Below are 22,472 nucleotides of genomic sequence, written 5' to 3' on the forward strand. Positions count from 1 at the left end.
TTAAGAAAATGGAACGTATATTACATGAACACGACGAATACCAGTTCCAACAATTTAAAAATGGTGACGAAAAAGCATTCAAATTCTTTTTTGAACAGCACCACAACCAAATTGTTGGTTTTTGCATACAGTTCATTGGCGACCATGACAAAGCCAAAAGTGTAACACAGGACGCATTCATAAACCTTTGGATAAGCAGAAGTAAAATAAAAGAACTAAAAGGAATACGATCTTTTTTGTATACTTCTGCCAAAAGCAATTGTTTAAATTTATTGAGACATAAAAAGGTGGTCTACAAATACTCCGATTCTTATATTAGGCGTAGAGAGCGTCAAATAAATCTTGAAGTGCTGCAAGCCATGGATTTTGACAGCGCAACACTTTCAGAATTGGAGAATTTGATACAAAACTCAATTAAAAAATTACCTGAAAAATGCAAGCATGTTTTTAACATGCGCCGTTTTGATAACAAGAAAAATCAAGAAATTGCCGAAGAACTCAGCATTTCAGTGAAAGCTGTTGAAGCTAATATGACCAGAGCCTTAAAAAGTCTTAAGCATAGCCTTTCTGATTATATGCCACTTCTTCTTTTTGGTATTTTTTGCCTCAACCTCAACGTGTAAAACAAAATAATAATTAGAATTGAGGTTCATCAAGAATCTCCAAATAATAAGCACCCATTAGCATACTTTGTAAGTTTTTATTTGAGTTAGTTTGAGTTAGTTGAAAGTTTCAAAGGGACGCCGACCCGTCCCTTTGACTTTTAAAGTCCTGGACAAGGGCACTGAACAACAAAGTTTACTACGGGACCAACACAAAATGGGGCAAGGCCAAATCAAAAGAAGACAATGGACAACAAGTTGATCAACAAATATCTTTCAGGAAAGGCATCCAAAGAAGAGACAAGGGCCATTTTTGATTGGATCGATGCCTCACCCAAAAACAAACATGAGTTCATGGAACTCAAAAAAATATGGAGCCTCTCCGTTGAGGTCGACGGTGACAAGGAAGGGGCATGGAAACTGGTCGAGAAAAAACTGAAGGACCTCAAAAGAAGAAAGCGCATCAACACCTCTTTGAAGTACGCCGCCGTCCTATTGATCGGCACCGGGGTCGCCATAGGACTCAAAAACGAGAAACCAGTGGAGCAACTGCCCCAGGACCAGATTATACTGGAGCTCAGCGACGGTACCAAAAAGATACTGCGAAACGACGGCAGCCAAGAAATCTTGGACCCGAACGGGGCCGTACTTGGCAAACATGACCAGAACGCCATCTCCTATGAAAATGCGAAGACAGGCAGCGACAATGGAGAACTGGCCTACAACACCCTTTACATCCCCTATTCCAAAAGGTTCAACCTAGTCCTTTCGGACGGCACGACCGTCCACCTCAATTCAGGGACAACATTGAAGTATCCCGTCAAATTTTCAAAAGAGGGCCAAAGGGAGGTCTTCCTGGACGGTGAGGCCTTCTTCGAGGTATCCAAGAACAAGGAAAGCGAATTCATCGTACGGGCAAACGGACTGGACACCAGGGTCTACGGTACAAGGTTCAACATCAATGCCTACCAAGATGACGACATCCAGGAAGTGGTCCTCGTGGAAGGATCTATAGGCGTTCAAAAAGAAGGGGGCGGCGGCAAAGAACTGTTGCTCGATCCCAACGAAAAGGCCGCCATCAACGATCGGGGACAGCTCTTCAGGGAATCCGTGGACATCTCGGGCTACATTGCCTGGATCGACGGGGTGCTCATATTTGAAAACGAACGCTTGGGCAACATCCTCAAAAAACTGGAAAGACACTACGATGTCTCCATACAGAACAACTACCACGCAATCAACGACAACAGGTACACAGGACACTTTGATATCGAGAGCGTGGATGACATCCTTAGAACTTTCAGCAAGCACAAACCATTTGTGTATGCAGTTGATGGACGAAATATTGTGATTAGTCCATAATTCAAAAAGTGTATTTCAAAATCAAAATTTCCCATTTTATGCTCCATACGAGCTTTGGGTTTTGCTTTGCACATAGAATAAACCTTGCTTCACTTTAGGTAAAGTAGGTTTCAACCATTCCTTAAATATTTCCATTATTCATTCAATCGGTTACAATAGGATATAAAAACTGGCCACAATCTGAACAGAGCATCGCAAAAACCTCCTGCCAATCATATATTCCTCTTTAATTGGCCCTTTTTTTTATCAAACTGTTAAAAATTTAAGATTTCGATATAGGGTAAAACAGGTTATGCGTGTACTTAATAGTAAACACCTAGTAGCATACTTTGTAAGTTTTTATTTGAGTTAGTTTGAGTTAGTTGAAAGTTTCAAAGGGACGCCGACCCGTCCCTTTGACTTTTAAAGTCCTGGACAAGGGCACCGAACAACAAAGTTTACTACGGGACCAACACAAAATGGGGCAAGGCCAAATCAAAAGAAGACAATGGACAACAAGTTGATCAACAAATATCTTTCAGGAAAGGCATCCAAAGAAGAGACAAGGGCCATTTTTGATTGGATCGATACCTCACCCAAAAACAAACATGAGTTCATGGAACTCAAAAAAATATGGAGCCTCTCCGTTGAGGTCGACGGTGACAAGGAAGGGGCATGGAAACTGGTCGAGAAAAAACTGAAGGACCTCAAAAGAAGAAAACGCATCAACACCTCTTTGAAGTACGCCGCCGTCCTATTGATCGGCACCGGGGTCGCCATAGGACTCAAAAACGAGAAACCAGTGGAGCAACTGCCCCAGGACCAGATCATACTGGAACTCAGCGACGGTACCAAAAAGATACTCCGAAACGATGGCAGCCAAGAGATCTTGGACCCGAACGGGGCCGTACTTGGCAAACATGACCAGAACGCCATCTCCTATGAAAATGCAAAAACAGGCACCGACAACGGAGAACTGGCCTACAACACCCTTTACATCCCCTATTCCAAAAGGTTCAACCTAGTCCTTTCGGACGGCACGACCGTCCACCTCAATTCAGGGACCACATTGAAATATCCCGTCAAATTTTCAAAAGAGGGCCAAAGGGAGGTCTTCCTGGACGGTGAGGCCTTCTTCGAGGTATCAAAGAACAAGGAAAGTGAATTCATCGTACGGGCAAACGGACTGGACACCAGGGTCTACGGTACAAGGTTCAACATCAATGCCTACCAAGATGACGATATCCAGGAAGTGGTCCTCGTGGAAGGATCTATCGGCGTGCAAAAAGAAGGGGGCAATGGCAAAGAACTGTTGCTCGACCCCAACGAAAAGGCCGCCATCAACGATCGGGGACAGCTCTTCAGGGAATCCGTGGACATCTCGGGCTACATTGCCTGGATCGACGGGGTGCTCATATTTGAAAACGAACGCTTGGGCAACATCCTCAAAAAACTGGAAAGACACTACGATGTCTCCATACAGAACAACTACCACGCAATCAACGACAACAGGTACACAGGACACTTTGATATCGAGAGCGTGGATGACATCCTTAGAACTTTCAGCAAGCACAAACCATTTGTGTATGCAGTTGATGACAACAGAATAACCATTAATCCATAACTCAAATAAAAATGCCTATGTAGAAACAACCTTTTAAAGCTAAAAAAATCAGGAAATGCTGCAACATTCCCTGATTGGAAAACAATTTAAATAATCAAACAAAATATCTAAATCAACTCAAAATTATGAATAATTATTTGTGTTTTTTAGGGAAGGTAAACTTCTTTCCTAGGATAGACTTAAAGATGAGATTGACATTTATTTTTCTTTTAGTGGCCCTTTTCAAAATTAATGCCAGCAGCTATTCCCAAGCAACCAAGGTTTCCCTTGATCTTGAGAATGTAAGTGTGGCAGAGGTCTTTAATGAAATAAAGTCAAAAACAGAATTCAAAATATTATATATGAATTCTGAAATCGACCTTGAACGTAAAGTATCGGTACGTGTAAACAAAAAACGTGTAGAAAGAGTTTTGGACATACTCTTTAACAATACCAACATACAATATGAAATTGTTGGAAAACAAATTGTATTGCGTCTGGAGTCTCAAAAATCTATTGTGAAACCAAAGGTTTCTATTCAACCCAATGCAAGCCTTGAAAATATCCAACAAGACATTCAAGGAAATATTACCGATGCGGATGGAGGTCCTCTACCAGGGGTAAACATTGTGGTTCAAGGAACAACCACAGGAACACAGTCGGATTTTGACGGTAATTATGCCATCAAAGCTTCTCAAGGTGATGTATTGGTCTTTACCTATTTAGGGATGCAAACGCAAACGGTTACCGTTGGTAGCAACACCACTATAAATGTAGTAATGCAAGAAGATGCCGAAAGCTTGGACGAAGTGGTTGTGGTAGGTTACGGCACCCAAAAGAAGGCTACATTATCAGGTTCTGTTGCTACAACTACCGGAGAAGCACTTGAAAAGTCATCTGCTCCCAACCTTACGGGAGCATTGTCTGGAAAAGTAGCGGGTGTATTTGTAGACACGGGAAGTTCTATTCCTGGATCTGACAATTCTGCTATTAGAATCAGGGGTACAAATACTTTCAGAAACTCTTCAGCGCTTGTAGTTGTTGATGGTATTCCTGATCGTGCAGGTGGTATCGCAAGAATAAATCCTGCTGATATTGAAAGTATCTCCGTATTAAAAGATGCCTCCGCGGCCATTTATGGTGCCAGGGCAGCAAACGGGGTTATTCTTGTCACTACAAAACGTGGTAAAAAAGGACCAGCAACTGTTAAGTTTACTTCCAATTATGGTTTACAAAGCTTCACTACTTTACCAGACATGTTGACTGGTGCAGAATATATGGATCTGGTAAATGTACTCAATGTGTATAAACTACCCGTTTCTCAATGGGAAGCTGCTCATGCTGGAAGGGGAGCACCTTATACCCGTACTGACAATGGAGATGTGGTAAATCCAACCTTTACCAATGAAAGAATTGAGAACACCAGAGCTGGAAACGATCCATGGGCATTTCCAGATACAGATTGGTTTGAAGAACTCACTCTTAAAAATGCTCCGGTTTCACGACAAAATTTACAAGTTTCTGGAGGTACGGAAAATGTTTCATATCTGGCATCCTTGGGTCACCTAAAGCAGGCTGTCAATTTCAGAGGAGCTCCAGATGGATTTGAACAATGGGATTTGCGTGTAAATCTTGATGCAAAAATTAGCGAACATCTTAAACTGGATGTGGGATTATACGGCAGACAGGAAAACAATCGTCTTGCTACTAGAAATATCATTCCTGACTTGATCAGACAATACCCTTGGTTCCCAGCATACTGGCCAACAGGTGAATTTGGACCTGATATTGAAAATGGAAACAACCCAGCCATACGTGCTACTGATAAACCAGGTTACAATGATACCGATCGTTCCTATATGCAAAGCAACATTGGCTTGACCTTTAAAGTACCTGGAGTAGATGGATTGGAACTAAGAGGAAATGTTTCCTATGACAAATTCAATCGAGATTTCACAAATTGGAACAGACCTTGGCAATTGTATACCTGGGATGGAGTCAATAGGGATTCTTCTGGCCTTACATTGGCTGATCGTGGTCCTCAAACACCCAATTTATATGAAGAACATAACACACGCACCGACTTCACGGCAACCTTCAATGCTTCCTATGAAAAAGAATGGGGTGATCATTACTTTAAGATTCTGGGAGGTATAACCCGTGAACAAGTTGATCGTAAAAGAATATTTGCATTTAAAGACTTTTTTGTATCCAGTGATTTAGCACAGCTATCTTTTGGTGGAGCAGAAAACCAGAACAATGGAGGAGATGCATCAGAAGTTGCTCGATTGAACTATTATGGCCGTGCCAATTATGCATATAAGAGCAAATATCTATTGGAGTTGTTGTTTAGGTATGATGGATCTTATCTTTTCCCAGAGGATAATCGCTTTGGATTTTTCCCTGGCGCATCCGCTGGTTGGGTACTATCAGAAGAACCATTCTTTAAGGAGGCCCTTCCATTCTTTGACTTCTTTAAATTAAGAGGTTCTTATGGACAAATGGGGAACGATAGAGTTGGTGCATTCCAGTTCAACTCAACTTATAGTCTTTCCTTTACAGGTTTAGATGATGTAACTACCACAGCGTTTGAAGATAACGTGGCTAACCCCGACATTACTTGGGAAAAAGCTACTTCAAAAAACCTTGGTTTGGATTTCAAAATTCTAAACAATAAGATTACTGTTGGTGTTGATTATTTCATCAATACTAGGGAAGATATCTTAACTCCACCGGATTTAACACTCCCATCCATAACCGGTATTGATCCGCCTTTCTTAAATATTGGAGAATTTGAGAATAAAGGTTTTGAAGTATCCTTGGGTATAAACGGAGGGAATGATAATGGGTTTAGTTATGATGTAACCTTTAACCTAAGTGATTCCAATAACAAATTGATATTCTTTGACGAACCGGCTTTGGAAGACAGACCATGGCAACGTCAAACTGGGGGAGAAATTGGAAGACCGCTTTTATACCAATTTGACGGTGTTTTCAGAACCCAGGCGGAAATCGATGCAGAGACTTTGGATTATAGCGGTGTAACCCCGGCACTTAAGCCTGGAGATGCAAGGGTTGTGGATATTAGCGGTGATGGTACTATTGGCCCTGAGGATAGAAGACGTACGGGAGGAAGTGCCTTTGCCGATACACAGTTTGGTTTAAATACGGCCATTACCTATAAAAATGTTGATTTCAACATGTATTGGGCAGGAGCAACTGGGGGTTACAGCAACTACGAGTGGTCCTTTATGTCCGGTACTTTGGCCAACGTACAGCGCGACGTTCGTGATCGTGCCTGGTCTTTGGACAATATAAACGCTCCCAAACCAAGATTGGCTGATAGGGGTGACCAGTGGTATTCTGGTCAAACGGATGCCTATTTGTTAACCCGGGACTATATTCGTCTAAAAACGCTAGAAATTGGTTACAATTTCGCTGATGATATCGTGAAGTTAATTGGTGCCAAAAGTATGAGGCTTTCATTTTCTGGTACAAATTTGTTAACTTTTACTGATTTTCCTTTTGATCCCGAAACCGTACAGGTCGGTAATGGAGACCTTTCGGATAACGGCATTAGAGTTAATGATGGTGCCCAAGGGGTTAGCGGTGGAAATGTTAACAATGGAAATGCCTACCCTTTGCTAAAAACATATAATGTAGGATTTCAAGTAACTTTTTAAAAAAAAAATGATGAAAAAGCATGTTTTAAAGATTACGACCTTATTTGTGTTCGCAGTCCTTGCTACAGGATGTGAAGATGAATTTTTGAGTACTACACCTTTGGATAAGATAGGTAGTACCAGTGTATGGGCGGATAAATCGCTCGCTGAAGCAGCAGTTTTGGATTTGTACCAAGGCACATGGGCCGGGGTGCTGTCCGATGAGATAACTACTGATGCGTTTACAGATCACGCCGTATTTACCCACCCTGGACGTGGTGTAGATGGTTATACTGAAGGTAAAATGAACGAGGCTGGAAATTACAAAGTAATGTGGTGGTTTGAATGGGATAACTTATATCCTTATATCCGTGCTGCCAACATTGCCATTCAGCAGTTGACTGCCAATGAGAATGGTTTTGCAGATGATTTTGTGACTCAAATGTTGGGAGAGGCCTACTATATGAGAGGTTATTTTTACACCCAATTAATGCGTCAGTATGGGGGTGTGCCGTTGATACTTGAGCCACTTGGATTGGACGCAGACCCTAACATACCGCGTAATACCTTTGAAGAAACCATCAATCAGATTGTTTCAGATCTGGATCAGGCCATTGTTCTTTTGGCAGATGCACCCTTATCAAAGGCAAGAGCCAACAGGTTTACCGCCATGGCTATGAAGTCAAGAGTATTGACCCACGCTGCAAGTGACTTGTACGAGCCTTCCAAAGCCTCTGCTGTATCTACTATTTCTTCATACAGTAACAAAGAGTTGATCGGCTATACAGGCGGTTCACAGTCTACAAGATGGCAAGCTGCCGAAGCTGCTTCCAAAGCATTATTGGATGCCACTACCGGTTATAAATTGGATTATTCGGCTCCAGCTTCCCAGGAAGAAGCCATTCAAAATTATGAAGACATATGGCTTCAGGGTGGTGACAACCAAGATTTCATTTGGGGAAGACTGGTACAAGAATTCGGTTTCAATTCAAGAACCTATGCTGGAGGTAATGGATGGTCTCAAGGTCCCGGAATGGTGGCCTTGTATCATGGTCCAAATGGATACCATGAGTGGGCTGGCACAACACCAACGGAAGCTTTGGTATCCAAGTATACCTTTAGCGATGGAACAGAGTTTGATTGGAATAATCCAGCACATGCGGCTGACCCTTATACCGATCGTGAAGCACGTTTCTATGCCACCTTCTTATTTGACGGAGCTTCTTGGAAGCAAAGAACCGATGACGTTGTCGTTCATGATAACTTTAATGAAATACAAACTGGATTCTATACGTTCTTGGATGGTACCATCAAAAACGGAGTGGATACACGACAAGGTCCTATTGAGGATTGGAACGGTTCCAGAACAGGATATTATTTCAAAAAGTATTCAGATCCAACATTACCTGCATCATGGCCAAGTAATCTTCAAAAAGTGGATGCTCCATACATTCGCTATACCGAAGTTTTGTTGAACTTTGTAGAAGCCAATATCAATTTAGGAGATGAAGCCGAGGCCATAGCTTGGTTGAATAGATTGCGATATAGAAATGGACTTCCTGCAGTGACCGTGTCTGGATCAGAATTGTACGAACTCTATAAAAGAGAGCGTGACAAGGAACTTGCCAATGAAGATGCCAGACTCTTTGATATGAAACGATGGTTGGAAGGTCCATATTCCTTAAACAAACCAGCGCAACAAATTGTTATTCAAGGAGCACAAAAACCAGGTACTACTGTTGACAACTATAGAAAAGATCCTGCTGTGTGGGATTACACCTATACGCCTACAGATTTGGTTTTTGAAAATAGGATATGGCAAGACCATGTTTATTTCACTCCTATTAGACAAGAAGAAATTGACAGGGATCCGGCTCTTATCCAGAACCCAGGGTACTAATTTCTGAATTTTACGTATGTTAATATGAATAACCCTTGGCATAAATGTCCGGGGTTATTCTTATTTTAAAACTTGTTTTACACCCTTATTGCTGATGAAAAAATTACCTTACCTCATTGTTCTATCTTTTTTGATTATTTCCTGCGAACAAAAACCAACCAAGTTGTTTTCTAAACTTGATGCTTCCGAAACAGGAATCGATTTTAAGAATAAGTTAACCGAGACCCACAAGTTCAATTACTTTACCCATCCATACATGTATTTGGGAGGAGGGGTATCTGTTGGGGATATTAACAATGATGGTCTAGAAGACATCTTTTTTACAGGCAATATGGTCCCAAACAAACTATACCTGAACAAAGGAGATTTGAAATTTGAAGACATTTCTGAAAGTGCAGGAATAGTGGGAGACGGAAGATGGTATACGGGTACCACTTTGGTTGATATCAATCAAGATGGATACTTGGATATCTACTGCTCGGTCAATGGTAAATATCCACCTCATAATAATGTACTTTATATCAATAACAAAGACAATACTTTTACAGAAAAGGCAGCTGAGTATGGAATAGATTGTGATGGTTACAGTATGCATTCTACCTTCTTTGACTATGACAGGGATGGCGACCTAGATCTCTATGTTGCCAACTACCCTCCAACTAGCTTTATAGCACCGGTGGAATATTATGCATACATGTTGGATAATCACAAATTGGCGGATTCAGACAAATTGTATCGTAACGACAATGGTCATTTTACTGATGTTACTGAAGAAGCCGGTTTGAGCTCTTTTGGTTTAAGCTTAGGAGTTGTTGCTTCGGACATCAACAATGACGGGTACACAGATATTTTTGTTTCCAATGACTTTAACGCACCTGACTTTTTGTTTATCAACAATCAGGATGGAACCTTTACCAATCAAATAAATACAAGCCTGCAACAAACATCCTTTTTTGGAATGGGTACGGACATAGCCGATTTCAACAATGATGGTTATATGGATATTTTTCAATTGGATATGTCCGCAGAGGACAATTTTAGATCTAAGGCCAATATGTCCTCTATGGATCCCGAAGCTTTTTACAATTCGGTAGGTTATGGGTTACACCATCAATACATGCAGAATTCATTGCAACTAAATAATGGTAATATAAATGGTGAGCTTCCAGTCTTTAGTAATATCTCCAGATTGGCAGGAGTCTCTTCCACAGATTGGAGCTGGGGCGGACTGCTGGCCGATTTTGACAACGATGGTTGGAAAGACCTGTTTGTGACCAACGGTATTCGCCGTGATGTCAACAATAAAGACTTCTACGCTGCTCACCGCGAGTTTTTCGATAAAATGGAAAACGACCCCAATTACAAAAACAAAGAAGAAGAAGTAGGTCTTCTGCAATATTTGGAAAAATTGCCTTCTGAAAAATTGAGCAATTATATGTTCCGTAATGAAGGTGATCTATCCTTCTCAAGAAAAACTAAAGAATGGGGTTTTGAGGAAAAAACATTTTCCAACGGTATGGCATTTTCCGATTTGGACAACGATGGTGACCTTGACCTTATTATTAGCAATCTGGAAGATACCTCAAGTATTTATCGTAATAATGCTTCCAATACCAATCAACTTAGCATTGACCTAAAAGGAAAAGATGGCGTGCTGCCCAATGAGAGCAAAATAACACTTTATACATCAGAGGGAGTGCAGGTACAAGAACACAATACCGTGCGGGGCTATCTATCATCAGTCTCCCCAATAATACATTTTGGCCTTGGAAAAGCGCAGAAAATCGATAGCATTTTGGTCAATTGGCCGAATGGAACAACAACAAAACTGGATGAACTTGAAGCAAATCAAAGAATAACCATCAATTATGATGCAACAGCTGCTTATCCCAGTCCATCGGTTAAACCAAAAGTTACTTCTCAAAAACGTTTTGTGACTGTTGACGAGCCCAATCTTCCCGTTCATAAGGAGAATATTTTTGACGATTTTAAGGAAGAGATTCTATTACCACATAAAAATTCCACTCTGGGACCAGCATTGGCCACTGGGGATTTAAATGGTGACGGTCTGGATGATTACATCATTGGAAGTGCAATTGGAGAAACAGCAGCTGTATATTTTCAGAATAAAACAGGTGGTTTTGATTCAATACCTGTCCCTGATCTTGAAAAGGATAAATTTCATGAAGATCTAGGTATTCTCATCTTTGATGCTGACAATGATGGTGACAATGATTTTTATATAGCCAGTGGGGGCAATGAGTTCAAATATAGGTCTTTGGGGTACCAAGATCGCTTTTATGAAAATTTAGGGGAGAACAATTTCAAACGTAACCTAACTGTAATTCCAAAAATGCTTACAAGTGGATTGGACATTACAGCGTCCGATTTTGATCATGATGGTGATTTAGATTTGTTTCTGGGTGGGCGCTTAATACCTCATAAATATCCAAACCCTGCAGATTCCCATTTATTGGAAAATATCAGTACTTCTTCTGGACCTAAATTTGTTGAAGTTACCGAAAAGGTATTACCGCAGTTAAAATCGCTAGGGCTTGTAACCGCCTCCTCTTGGGTGGATTTTGACAATGATGGCTGGGATGACCTTGTGGTTGTTGGTGAATGGATGCCCATTAAGTTCTATAAAAACACCAACGGAAGTTTTACTGATGTCACCGATCAACTGTTAACCGGAAATACTTCTGGGTGGTGGTACGATATCCAAAAAGGTGATTTTGACAATGATGGCGACCAAGACCTTATAGTTGGTAATTTGGGAAAAAACTATAAATATCAAGCTAGTGAAGAAGCACCCTTTAAAATCTATTTAAATGATTTTGATGGTAATTTAAGCCAAGATATTGTATTGAGTTATAGAAAGGGAGATAAAGAATTTCCTGTACGCGGGCGCCAATGTTCATCTCAGCAAATGCCTGCCATTAAATCCAAATTCAAAGATTATAATTCTTTTGCAAGTGCCTCATTAAGTCAGATTTATACCGATGAATATTTGGAGAAATCATTGAGTTATGAAATCAACTCCTTTTCAAGCGTGTATCTTGAAAACAATGATGGGCAGTTCACTGCAAAACCTCTACCGCAATTAGCTCAGTTGTCCAGCATCAATAAATTTATTGTTGATGATTTTGACAAGGATGGTAACCTTGATGCCATTTTAGCCGGAAATCTATACAATGCTGAAGTAGAAACCCCTAGAGGTGATGCCAGTTTTGGACTTTTTCTTAAAGGAAATGGCAAAGGAGACTTTAAAGCCGTAACAATGATGGAGTCGGGGCTTAAAATTGTTGGAGATGTGCGTGACATGGAAATGCTTTCCAAGAATGGCGAGGCTCATATTCTTGTTGCAAAAAACAATGCTCCATTACAATTGATTAAAGTGAATTAAAGCGCTTAAAACAACAAATACCTATATAAAACTACTCGATTAATTATAATGTAATCAAGCTAGCTTCACTTCTTATAAAAATGAGAAGAAATAAGGTAGTGTGTGGAAGTCTTTTGCATTAAAATAAAAACCTACCTCATTGCGGTTTACCCAGAGGAACAAAGGAATAACTGATACAAAACAAATTACAAAACAGAACCAATTATGAATATGACTTTTAACTTAAAACAGATGACAACAATTATGTTGTTCTTGATATGTGGAAGCCTAATATCCCAAAAAACCACCAAAGAATTTAAACTGGCCGGACAAGAGGTTCAGTTGACTGGTGATTTAGAGGGGTTTGACACCAAAATAGAGATAGAAAAAATTACAGAAGGATTGGAAATAGCCACCATTTCTTTATCCCATGAAACTGGCGCCCCTCCTCCAAAATTTTCGCTTACCTGGAGATTGCCATCCAGCGATGTTGCCGGCCATTGGGGCACAGGTAGTTTCAATGATAAAACCATTGGTCCAAGTTGGGGACCTTCCAAAACAAAATCCATGCTGGCTAAGCAAGCTCCGGTTATAGTACTCTTTGGACATGATGATATCAACCGACTTAATTTTTCGGCTTCCGAAGCTTTGAATACAGTTTTTCTTAGTACCGGAATCAAAGAAGAAGATGGAATGGTGTATAATGAAATGACCTTCTTTTCAGAAAAAAGTAGTGCCACAAAAAAATATGAGGTTAAAGTCCGTTTTGATAGCAGACCCCTGCCCTACTCCAAAGCACTAAATGAAGTTGCAGACTGGTGGGCCTCTTTTGACCTGTACACCCCTGCTCCTGTTCCTGAGGTTGCCAGATTGCCTGTTTATTCCACATGGTACAGCTACCATCAAAATGTAGCTATGAACGAATTGTTGAAGGAATGTAGATTAGCAAAAAAAATGGGGTTTGAATCCATTATTGTAGATGACGGTTGGCAGACCTTGGACAGTAACAGAGGCTACGCTTTTACTGGAGATTGGGAACCGGAGCGAATCCCTGAAATGAAGGAATTTGTACAGGCTGTTCACGATTTGGATATGAAGTTCATTCTTTGGTATGCCGTTCCCTTTGTTGGTGAAAAGTCGAAGGCTTATGAAAAAATGAAAGGCAAATTCTTGAAGTATTGGGATGGTCAAGGTACTTATGTGCTGGACCCAAGGTATCCTGAAGTCAGGGAATTTATTATCAAAACCTATGTTGATGCTACCAAGGATTGGAATCTTGACGGGTTTAAATTGGATTTTATAGGTAGGTTTACGGCGTATGATGATACAGACTTAACCAAGGAAAATGGTCGCGATTATGCTTCCGTGAACGAGGCTACCGATGTTTTGATGACCAATCTGATGAAGTCCCTACAAGAAATCAAGCCAGATATCATGATTGAGTTTAGGCAACCTTACATTGGTCCTGCAATGCGAAAATATGGCAATATGTTCAGGGCAACTGACTGCCCCAACCTATCTTCTGTAAACAGAATAAGGACTTCAGATTTACGTATGTTGAGCGGAAACACCGCAGTACATTCCGATATGCTCATGTGGCATTATGATGAACCTGTTGAAGTAGCTGCGCTACAGATGCTCAATGTAATGTACTCCGTACCCCAGATTTCGGTGAGATTGGAGGACATTCCCGAAGATCATTTTAAGATGATCAAGTTTTATACCGACTATTGGCTTAAAAACAGAAATGTTTTATTGGATGGGGATTTTCACCCTACAAGTCCGTTAACCAACTACCCTATATTGGAAGGAAGCAAGGGTAATAAAAAGATAACCGCTGTATACAATGACTTGAACGTCAAGGTTCAGACAGGAAAATATGCGCAAATTGATGTTTTAAACGCCAAACGCTCTTCCCAACTCGTGATTCTAGCTAAAGGTGAACCTAAAAACTACGAATACACAATCAAGAACTGTATGGGAGAAGAAGTGGATAAAGGAACCCTGGAACTTGCAGAAGGAGCCCATCTAATAGATGTACCCCCTTCGGGCCTTATCTCATTCATATTAACCAACTAAAACCAGCCTAATGATTTTTTCCAAATACAAAATACTGTCGTTTGCAGTCTTTGCGCTCCTTGCGACCGCCATAAAAGCACAGGATTATTCACTTTTATCCCCTAATGGAAGCATTGCTCTAAAAATTTCTGTAGGTGAAAACATAAACTATGCAATCACTGTTGATGGACAGTCCGTTTTAAAACCCTCTGCTTTGTCCATGACAGTCAATGATAATATTACCTTGGGAAAGAGCCCTAAAGTGATTAAAAGTGAAACTAGATCTGTTAGTCAAGTGCTCAAACCAGAAGTAAGGGTCAAATCAGAAACCATTGTGGACAATTTCAATGAACTTACATTATCATTTAAAGGGAGGTATGCAGTTGCTTTTAGAGCTTATGACAATGGAGTCGCGTATCGCTTTAAGACCAATTTCAGAAAAGAACTTACTGTGGTCAGTGAAACGGTAACCTTCAATTTTGAAGGTGGGAATGATATTTACTTTCCTAGGGAGAGTGAATTTCAATCCCACAATGAAAGGCTGTATGAATTTGGGAAATTGGATACCCTTTCCACTGAGGATTTGGCAAGCCTTCCTACCCTGTTGACTGCTGGAAAAAATAAACTGCTCATTACCGAAACAGGATTGTTGGATTATCCAGGAATGTGGCTAACAGGTGGAGAAGGAAATACCCTGCATGCCAAATTTCCACCTTTCGCATTGGAACAAAAAGTAGATAAAAATCGCTGGACGGATGACAGGACCATTCGTGTGTCCAAAGCCGCGGATTACATTGCCAAAACCACTGGAAAGCGTAGTTTTCCTTGGCGTGTAATTTGTATTGCTAAAAATGATGCGGATTTGCTCACCAACCAACTCTCCTATCAATTGGCCGAACCATCCAAAATAGAAGACATTTCATGGATCAAACCAGGAAAAGTTGCTTGGGATTGGTGGAACTACAACAACATTTATGGGGTTGACTTTGAAGCAGGTGTAAATACGGAAACCTATAAATATTATATTGACTTTGCTGCCAAATATGGCATAGATTATATTATGCTGGATGAAGGATGGTATGTTTTGGGAGATGCACTTAAAATTGTTGATGGCGTTGATGCGAAGGAAATCATTAGATATGGAAAAGAGAAAAATGTGGATGTGCTTTTGTGGGTAACTTGGAGTTCTCTAGATCAAAAGTTGGAAGAAGCGCTGGATGCCTATCGAGCTTGGGGCGCTAAAGGTGTAAAAGTTGATTTTATGCAAAGGGACGATCAATGGATGGTCAAATATTATGAACGTGTGGCAAAAGCCTGTGCAGAAAGGCAGTTACTCGTGGATTTCCATGGTTCGTACAAACCTTCAGGTTTACGGAGAACTTATCCCAATGTAATGACGCGGGAAGGTGTAAAAGGAGCTGAAAACAACAAATGGGCTAGTTATATAACTCCAGAACACAACCTTACCATTCCGTTTATTAGAATGGTAGCTGGACCAATGGATTATACGCCGGGCGCCATGATCAATGCCAATGAGCAGAACTATGCCCCCATTTTCAACAGGCCAATGTCTATGGGAACCCGATGCCATCAATTGGCCATGTATACCATATATGAAAGCCCTCTGCAAATGCTCTGCGACAATCCCAGTAATTATTTGCGTGAGCCTGAAACTACTGAGTTTATTGCCCAATTCCCCGCGGTTTGGGATGAGAGTATAGTCCTTGACGCCAAAGTTTCAGATTATGTGGCTATGGCCAGAAGAAATGGTAATAAATGGTTTTTGGGTGCAATGACCGATGGTGAGTCCAGAACAATGGACATTTCCCTATCTTTTCTAAAGCCGGGTACCTATTCCATAGAAATTTTTGAAGACGGCATCAACGCTTCCCGTTATGCCTGTGATTATATCCGAAGCGTTAAAAACGTAACCGAAAAAGACGTCCTCCCCATTAAAATGGCACCTGGAGGGGGATGGAGTGCAATCATAACACCTACAAACTAATATTTTCAGTATGATCTACATTAATTTTCACAAAGGAAAAAAAGCCGCATTGTTGGCTTTGTTGATATCGATTTGTTTGGGCACAACATCTTGTGCTGAGAAAAAGCAGCAGGATGAACCCAAAGAACAACCCAATATTTTGTGGATCTATCTTGAAGATACCGCTCCACTTATGGGAAGTTATGGTACCACCATTATCCCCACCCCAAATATTGATAGTTTAGCGCAGCTGGGAACCTTGTACAGTAATGTTTATATGCCTGCGCCGGTTTGTTCGGCCAGTCGTTCCAGTATTATTACGGGTGTGATGGCAACTACTTTTGGGGCCCATAACCATCATAGCTCTAGAACAAAGGAGTCGGCTATTTATTTGCCCGATAGCTTAAAGACAATTCCGGAACTTTTTAAAGAGGCTGGTTATTTCACCTTCAACAACGGAAAAGACGATTACAACTTTATGTACGATAGAAGGGATTTGTACAGTCAAGACTATAGATTGCATCCCTTATACGGAAAAAGTGGAATACGTTTAGATCTTACAACTTTGTCTGACAAACAACCTTTCTTTGGCCAAGTACAGTTGTATGGCGGAAAGGAAATATTCAACTCAAAATTCGAGGACAATGTTAAAAATCCTGTGGATAGATCTAAAATTGAACTCCCCCCCTATCTTCCAAACCACCCAACTATTGTAGAAGAATACGCTAATCATTTGGATGCCATTCAGATAACTGATGAAAAGGTGGGTGATATTATAAAGAAGTTGAGAGATAGTGGCATTTTGGAAAATACCATTGTTTTCTTTTTCTCCGATCATGGTATGCGCATGACCCGAAACAAGCAGTTTTTATATGATGGGGGGCTTCACGTTCCTTTGATTATTGCTGACTTTACCAAGAGTCAAGAAAGCATCCCTTCCGGAAATGTTGATGATGCTTTGGTAAGTGGACTCGATTTGGGAACAAGCTCCCTGGCTTTGGCCGGTATTTCCATTCCTGAATACATGGAAGGCAAAAATATATTTGATGATACTGGTGTTGAACGCGAATATGTGATTTCAATCAGAGATCGATGTGATTTTACCATAGATCGAATTCGTTCAGTGAGGTCTAAGGATTTTAAATACATCCGAAACTTTCTAACGGACAGACCTTATACCCAACCCACATATATGGATTATGACGGTATTGAGTTTGTAAAGGTGATGCATCAGTTACATAAGGAGAATAAGCTTAATTCTATTCAAGATCGTTTTATGGCCGATGAAAGGCCTTCTGAAGAGCTTTATGATATTAAAAATGACCCCTTTGAACTGAACAACCTGGCCGAGAATCCAGAATATGGCGATACACTTAAAAAATACGGTAATGTTTTAGATACTTGGATCAAAGAAACGGATGATCAGGGACAGTATCCAGAAAAAGAAGAAGGGCTTATGCTCATGCTGGGTATTTGGGGCAAACATTGCGTGAATCCCGAGTACGACCCTCTAAGAAAAAAATATCCAGACCTGGAAGGCTCATTATTCTATCTTAAAAGTGAATCTTCCAAGTTAATCGATTCAACCGTTACGGAAGCTCCAATATTAGAGTTAAAATTACCTTCCGCGGAAAAATCTGCGGAGTAATTTTTACCTGGACTTCGTAAGAATCCGTAATTTTATAAGCATTCATAGCATCTAAAAAATATAGCATGAATCGAAGAAAATTTATGGGTCAATTGGGCATGGGCGCTACGGCACTGTCTTTACCCACCACAATGTTGCCTTTTCAGTCTTCCAACTTAGTTGAGGCGGATTCAAAACCTTTGGTGTTTGGGATTATTGCGGATATCCACAAAGATTTAATGCCAGATGCCAACCAAAGGTTGGAAACATTTATCTCCGAAGCCCAAAAACGAAAAGCTGACTATATAATCCAACTGGGAGATTTTTGCATGGCAAACTCCAAGAACAAGGATTTTATGGCTATTTGGGAAACTTTCAAGGGTCCCAAATATCATGTCTTGGGAAATCATGACATGGATTTGAATTCAAAAGAGGAGATGCTCCAATACTGGGGTATGCCCAAAACGTACTACTCCTATGACTTCCAAAATTTTCACTTCATAGTGTTAGATGCAAATTTCCTTAATAAAGATGGTGTCTTTATTGATTATGAAAAAGCAAACTTCTATGTGGACAGCAAGTATCGGACTTTTATTGATGATGCTCAAATTGAATGGTTGGAAGTCGACCTAAAAGCAACCAAATTACCAACAATAATATTTTCGCATCAAAGTTTATGGCATTACCAATGGGGTGTAAAAAATAGGCTTGCTGTACAAAAGGTGATGGAGGCCCATAAAGAAAAAATCATTTGTTGTATGAACGGTCATAATCATATCGATTTCCACCATCACCAGAATGGCATAGATTATATTGAAATCAATAGCGCATCTTATCAATGGATGGAGGATAAGTATAAAAACACCAGCCGTTATCCCAAAGAAATGTATGATCAGTACAAATGGTTGCCCAATCTGGCCACATACAAAGATCCATTATTTGCCTTTGCCACAATTGACCCAAAAGGTAGCCTGATCATAGAGGGTGTAAAAAGTCAATGGGTAACCCCTTCCCCATTTGATACGGGGATGCCAAAAAATATTTACGGGAATCAGCTTTCTCCGGAAATTTCAGATTATAATCTCAAGTTTTAAAGCTAAAGAATCTACTCAGAACAGACATTTATAAAACATCCTGATTTTTAAATAATGGGATGGAGAACCCTTTTTTTCGTATTCTTTTGTATTTATTGGAATCGAACTGAAACAGGAATGCTCCTTTTTTGGAGGAAGACTTATCTTTTTCATCCAACTTTTTGAGTATCCCAAGAGAAAGTAATTTTTTTCTAAAATTTCTTGAATCAAATTCCTTTTGAAAGATTACTTCATATAGGTGCTGCAATTGCGGAATTGTAAATTTTTGGGGCAAAAGCTCAAAGCCAATTGGGTAAAATTGCGCATTGGTTCGTAGACGGTTCAGAGCATCTGCAACCATTCGTTCATGATCTAAGACCAAACTGGGCAACTCGTCCAAGGGATACCATTTGGCACCATAACTTTCAACAAGTTCCTTATCATGTTCATCTATTCTTATCAGTGCGTATTGACCTATGGAAATACATCTGGCACCAGGATCACGGTCAACTTCAGAATAGGCTCTCAATTCTCTCATGTATATGTTGTCCAATCCTGTTATTTCTTTGAGAACCCTCTGTGAGGCTTCACTTGAACTTTCATTAGGACGAACAAAACTACCTATAAGGGACCACCTACCTTCAAAGGGGGCAACTCGCCTTTTAAAGACCAAAAGTTTAAGTATTCCATTGTCGAAACCAAAAATTATACAGTCTACAGCCACATAGACCTTATCTCCTCCTTTGTACCAGTCTTTTACCAATTAGTTGTCTTTAAATGTTTACGGATGGCTTCATATTCCAATAATAATACTTTATATTCAAAATCTCCTTATCAATTGTAATGATTTTGGCCTTTAAACCGACCTTAAACCCATTGTTTAAGAAATAGTTATTGCCAATATGTTGACAAATCGATCTCCAAAAAATCCCAATAATACAAACAATCCTTTATGACTTCCATTTTTATCCTATTAAAACGTCTTTTTCTTAAAAAAAAGTATAAATGTAAATATTACATTTATTATATTTGATCAATACTTAAGAATGAAGAATATTTTGGACTTTCAGCCCGAACTTTTGGTGTCTTCACCAGGAAGGATCAATTTCATAGGAGAACACACCGATTATAATGATGGGTTTGTGCTTCCAACGGCCATAGATCGTAAAATTGTTCTAAAACTAAGAAAGAACCAATCCCAGCATATTTGTAATATTCATACAATTGAACTTGGTAAAACCTTGACTGTTGATCTTACGAATGTTTCTAAAAGTAGTGTTGAATGGGAAAATTATATTTTGGGTGTATTGAATCAGTTGCTTGCGGTTACCCAAAAGGTACAGGGCTTTGATTGCATTATAGAAAGTTTTTTGCCAGTAGGTTCAGGTATAAGCTCGTCTGCAGCGCTGGAATGTGGATTGGCATACGGGTTGAACGAATTGTTTGACCTAGAATTGAAAAAAAAGCAGTTGGCTTTGATGTGCAGGGATGCAGAGCATTCTTATGTTGGCACTAAATGCGGCATTATGGATCAGTATGCCTCCTTAATCAGCAAAAAAGGTAATGCCCTGCTCTTGGATTGTAGATCAATTGAACATGAATATGTTCGTCTTGAGCTCCTCCCCTATAAAATCCTTTTGTTGAACACAAATGTATCCCACAATCTGGCAACAAGTGAATATAATACCAGAAGGGCAGAATGTAAACAGGGTGTGGATTTTATAAGGCAAACTTTTCCCGAAGTGGATTCACTTAGAGATGTCTCCCTAAACATGCTTGAACAATTGGAAAAGGATATGGATCCAACTATTCATAAGCGTTGCCAATATGTGATTGAGGAAAACAATAGGGTCTTAAATGCAGTAAAAGCGCTAGAGGATGGTTTGTTAAAAAGTTTTGGAGCTTTGCTATATGGTTCCCATGACGGGCTTCAGAACAAATATGAGGTCAGTTGTCCAGAACTGGATTTTCTTGTTGATTATTCACGAAGTAAGGATTTCATCATTGGATCTCGTATGATAGGTGGTGGTTTTGGCGGATGCACTATCAATATCATCCATCAAGATTTTATAGATAAATATGTATTGGAAGTCTCCGATGCATACAAGAACAAATATGGTATTGATTTAAGCGCTTTTACCGTAGTTCCGGTAGATGGAACCACCCACAAATATGTTGAAAATGAACGAGCAGTTTAATAAGAATCCGCATAGAAGATTCAATATATTGACCGGAGAGTGGGTCTTGGTCTCTCCCCACAGGACCAAACGGCCCTGGCAGGGTAAACAGGAAGAGGTGAATAAGGAACAACTATCATCTTATGACGAAAGTTGTTATCTGTGCCCAGGAAATACAAGGGCCAGTGGAAGTACCAACCCCAATTATTCACAACCCTATTCTTTTATCAACGATTTTTCGGCGCTATTGGAAGATGCTCCAAATGAGGATTTTGAAGATGGTCTACTACTTGCAAAATCTGAAAAGGGCATTTGCAAGGTTGTATGCTTTTCGCCCAACCATTCTTTGACCTTGCCGCTGATGGAGGTTGAGGACATCAATAAAGTTATCACCTTATGGAAAGAAGAATATAAAACCCTTGGCGCCCTACCTCATATCAACCACGTTCAAATATTTGAAAATAAAGGGAGTATCATGGGATGTAGCAATCCGCATCCTCATGGGCAAATATGGGCGCAAGAATCCATTCCGCAGGAGGTCAAGAAAAAAAGTACTCAATTCAATAAGTATTGGGCATCAAATAAAAAGGGGTTGCTTGGCGATTATATAACGCAGGAACTATTGCAACAAGAACGAATTGTTCTAGAAAACGAACATTTTGTGGCACTAGTGCCGTTCTGGGCCGTGTGGCCCTATGAAACTATGATTGTGCCCAAACGTAAGCTAAGAGACATTACCCAACTTAGCGAAGAAGAAACTTTGGCGTTTGCTGCCATCATTAAAGGACTTACTACCAAGTATGACAATCTTTTCAATATTTCTTTTCCATATTCTGCTGGTATACACCAAGCGCCAACTGATGGGGAAGAGCATCCGGAATGGCATTTCCACATGACCTTCTATCCGCCATTGCTAAGATCGTCCACGGTAAAAAAATTCATGGTTGGTTATGAAATGTTTGCCAATCCGCAAAGAGATATTACGGCAGAGCAAGCGGCTAATACGCTTAAAGAGCTTTCTGATGTGCATTATAGTTTAAGAACAAACTAAAGAACTTAA

General features: G+C 40.1%; 13 protein-coding genes. 12 read left to right on the forward strand and 1 reads right to left on the reverse strand.

What is annotated here, in order from left to right; all coding sequences use genetic code 11:
- The first annotated feature begins 8 nt into the window (after positions 1 to 8).
- From ACOQO1_RS07595 to ACOQO1_RS07640, 10 genes are all read left to right on the forward strand, one after another.
- Positions 9 to 623, forward strand: a complete 615-nt coding sequence (locus tag ACOQO1_RS07595) for an RNA polymerase sigma-70 factor (protein WP_420602265.1) — start codon at positions 9 to 11, stop codon at positions 621 to 623.
- A 225-nt stretch (positions 624 to 848) separates the two neighbouring features.
- Positions 849 to 1,964, forward strand: a complete 1,116-nt coding sequence (locus ACOQO1_RS07600; RefSeq protein ID WP_420602266.1) for a FecR family protein — start codon at positions 849 to 851, stop codon at positions 1,962 to 1,964.
- A gap of 487 nt (positions 1,965 to 2,451) precedes the next feature.
- The gene (locus tag ACOQO1_RS07605) at positions 2,452 to 3,567 is read left to right on the forward strand and encodes a FecR family protein (protein ID WP_420602267.1); all 1,116 of its coding nucleotides are present in this window, start codon (positions 2,452 to 2,454) and stop codon (positions 3,565 to 3,567) included.
- Between the two features lie 185 nt (positions 3,568 to 3,752).
- Positions 3,753 to 7,229, forward strand: a complete 3,477-nt coding sequence (locus ACOQO1_RS07610) for a TonB-dependent receptor (protein WP_420602268.1) — start codon at positions 3,753 to 3,755, stop codon at positions 7,227 to 7,229.
- 7 nt (positions 7,230 to 7,236) lie between these two features.
- On the forward strand, positions 7,237 to 9,108 hold the full coding sequence (locus tag ACOQO1_RS07615; RefSeq protein ID WP_420602269.1) for a RagB/SusD family nutrient uptake outer membrane protein: 1,872 nt from the start codon (positions 7,237 to 7,239) through the stop codon (positions 9,106 to 9,108).
- A 163-nt stretch (positions 9,109 to 9,271) separates the two neighbouring features.
- A complete protein-coding gene (locus ACOQO1_RS07620) occupies positions 9,272 to 12,514 on the forward strand; it encodes a VCBS repeat-containing protein (RefSeq protein ID WP_420602270.1) in 3,243 nt (1,080 codons plus the stop codon).
- A 231-nt stretch (positions 12,515 to 12,745) separates the two neighbouring features.
- Positions 12,746 to 14,572: a glycoside hydrolase family 36 protein gene (locus tag ACOQO1_RS07625; RefSeq protein ID WP_420602271.1), complete on the forward strand. Its 1,827-nt coding sequence runs from the start codon at positions 12,746 to 12,748 to the stop codon at positions 14,570 to 14,572.
- Between the two features lie 10 nt (positions 14,573 to 14,582).
- Complete coding sequence (locus ACOQO1_RS07630) at positions 14,583 to 16,556, forward strand: glycoside hydrolase family 97 protein (RefSeq protein WP_420602272.1); 1,974 nt, start codon at positions 14,583 to 14,585, stop codon at positions 16,554 to 16,556.
- A 10-nt stretch (positions 16,557 to 16,566) separates the two neighbouring features.
- Entirely contained in the window at positions 16,567 to 18,183 is a 1,617-nt protein-coding gene (locus ACOQO1_RS07635) for a sulfatase (protein WP_420602273.1), read from the forward strand.
- 65 nt (positions 18,184 to 18,248) lie between these two features.
- Positions 18,249 to 19,256, forward strand: a complete 1,008-nt coding sequence (locus tag ACOQO1_RS07640) for a metallophosphoesterase family protein (protein ID WP_420602274.1) — start codon at positions 18,249 to 18,251, stop codon at positions 19,254 to 19,256.
- Positions 19,257 to 19,284: 28 nt separating this feature from the next.
- Here the strand turns inward: ACOQO1_RS07640 and ACOQO1_RS07645 are convergent, their stop codons facing one another.
- Entirely contained in the window at positions 19,285 to 19,998 is a 714-nt protein-coding gene (locus ACOQO1_RS07645; protein ID WP_420602275.1) for an NUDIX hydrolase, read from the reverse strand.
- A 283-nt stretch (positions 19,999 to 20,281) separates the two neighbouring features.
- Here ACOQO1_RS07645 and galK point away from each other — a divergent pair, with 283 nt between their 5' ends.
- The gene (gene galK / locus ACOQO1_RS07650) at positions 20,282 to 21,433 is read left to right on the forward strand and encodes a galactokinase (protein WP_420602276.1); all 1,152 of its coding nucleotides are present in this window, start codon (positions 20,282 to 20,284) and stop codon (positions 21,431 to 21,433) included.
- Positions 21,417 to 22,463 carry a UDP-glucose--hexose-1-phosphate uridylyltransferase gene (locus tag ACOQO1_RS07655; RefSeq protein WP_420602277.1) on the forward strand — a complete coding sequence of 349 codons (1,047 nt, stop codon included), beginning with the start codon at positions 21,417 to 21,419 and terminating at the stop codon, positions 22,461 to 22,463. Before galK ends, ACOQO1_RS07655 begins: the two co-directional genes overlap by 17 nt.
- The last annotated feature ends 9 nt before the right edge of the window (positions 22,464 to 22,472 follow it).

Source organism: Flagellimonas sp. (assembly GCF_965222555.1).
Lineage (GTDB): Bacteria > Bacteroidota > Bacteroidia > Flavobacteriales > Flavobacteriaceae > Flagellimonas.

What these genes read in the sequence shown, in the direction of transcription:
- ACOQO1_RS07595 (WP_420602265.1), top strand. Translation starts at nt 9, where the DNA reads ATGGAACGTATATTACATGAACACGACGAATACCAGTTCCAACAATTT.
- ACOQO1_RS07600 (WP_420602266.1), top strand. Translation starts at nt 849, where the DNA reads ATGGACAACAAGTTGATCAACAAATATCTTTCAGGAAAGGCATCCAAA.
- ACOQO1_RS07605 (WP_420602267.1), top strand. Translation starts at nt 2,452, where the DNA reads ATGGACAACAAGTTGATCAACAAATATCTTTCAGGAAAGGCATCCAAA.
- ACOQO1_RS07610 (WP_420602268.1), top strand. Translation starts at nt 3,753, where the DNA reads ATGAGATTGACATTTATTTTTCTTTTAGTGGCCCTTTTCAAAATTAAT.
- ACOQO1_RS07615 (WP_420602269.1), top strand. Translation starts at nt 7,237, where the DNA reads ATGATGAAAAAGCATGTTTTAAAGATTACGACCTTATTTGTGTTCGCA.
- ACOQO1_RS07625 (WP_420602271.1), top strand. Translation starts at nt 12,746, where the DNA reads ATGACAACAATTATGTTGTTCTTGATATGTGGAAGCCTAATATCCCAA.
- ACOQO1_RS07630 (WP_420602272.1), top strand. Translation starts at nt 14,583, where the DNA reads ATGATTTTTTCCAAATACAAAATACTGTCGTTTGCAGTCTTTGCGCTC.
- ACOQO1_RS07635 (WP_420602273.1), top strand. Translation starts at nt 16,567, where the DNA reads ATGATCTACATTAATTTTCACAAAGGAAAAAAAGCCGCATTGTTGGCT.
- ACOQO1_RS07640 (WP_420602274.1), top strand. Translation starts at nt 18,249, where the DNA reads ATGAATCGAAGAAAATTTATGGGTCAATTGGGCATGGGCGCTACGGCA.
- galK (WP_420602276.1), top strand. Translation starts at nt 20,282, where the DNA reads ATGAAGAATATTTTGGACTTTCAGCCCGAACTTTTGGTGTCTTCACCA.
- ACOQO1_RS07655 (WP_420602277.1), top strand. Translation starts at nt 21,417, where the DNA reads ATGAACGAGCAGTTTAATAAGAATCCGCATAGAAGATTCAATATATTG.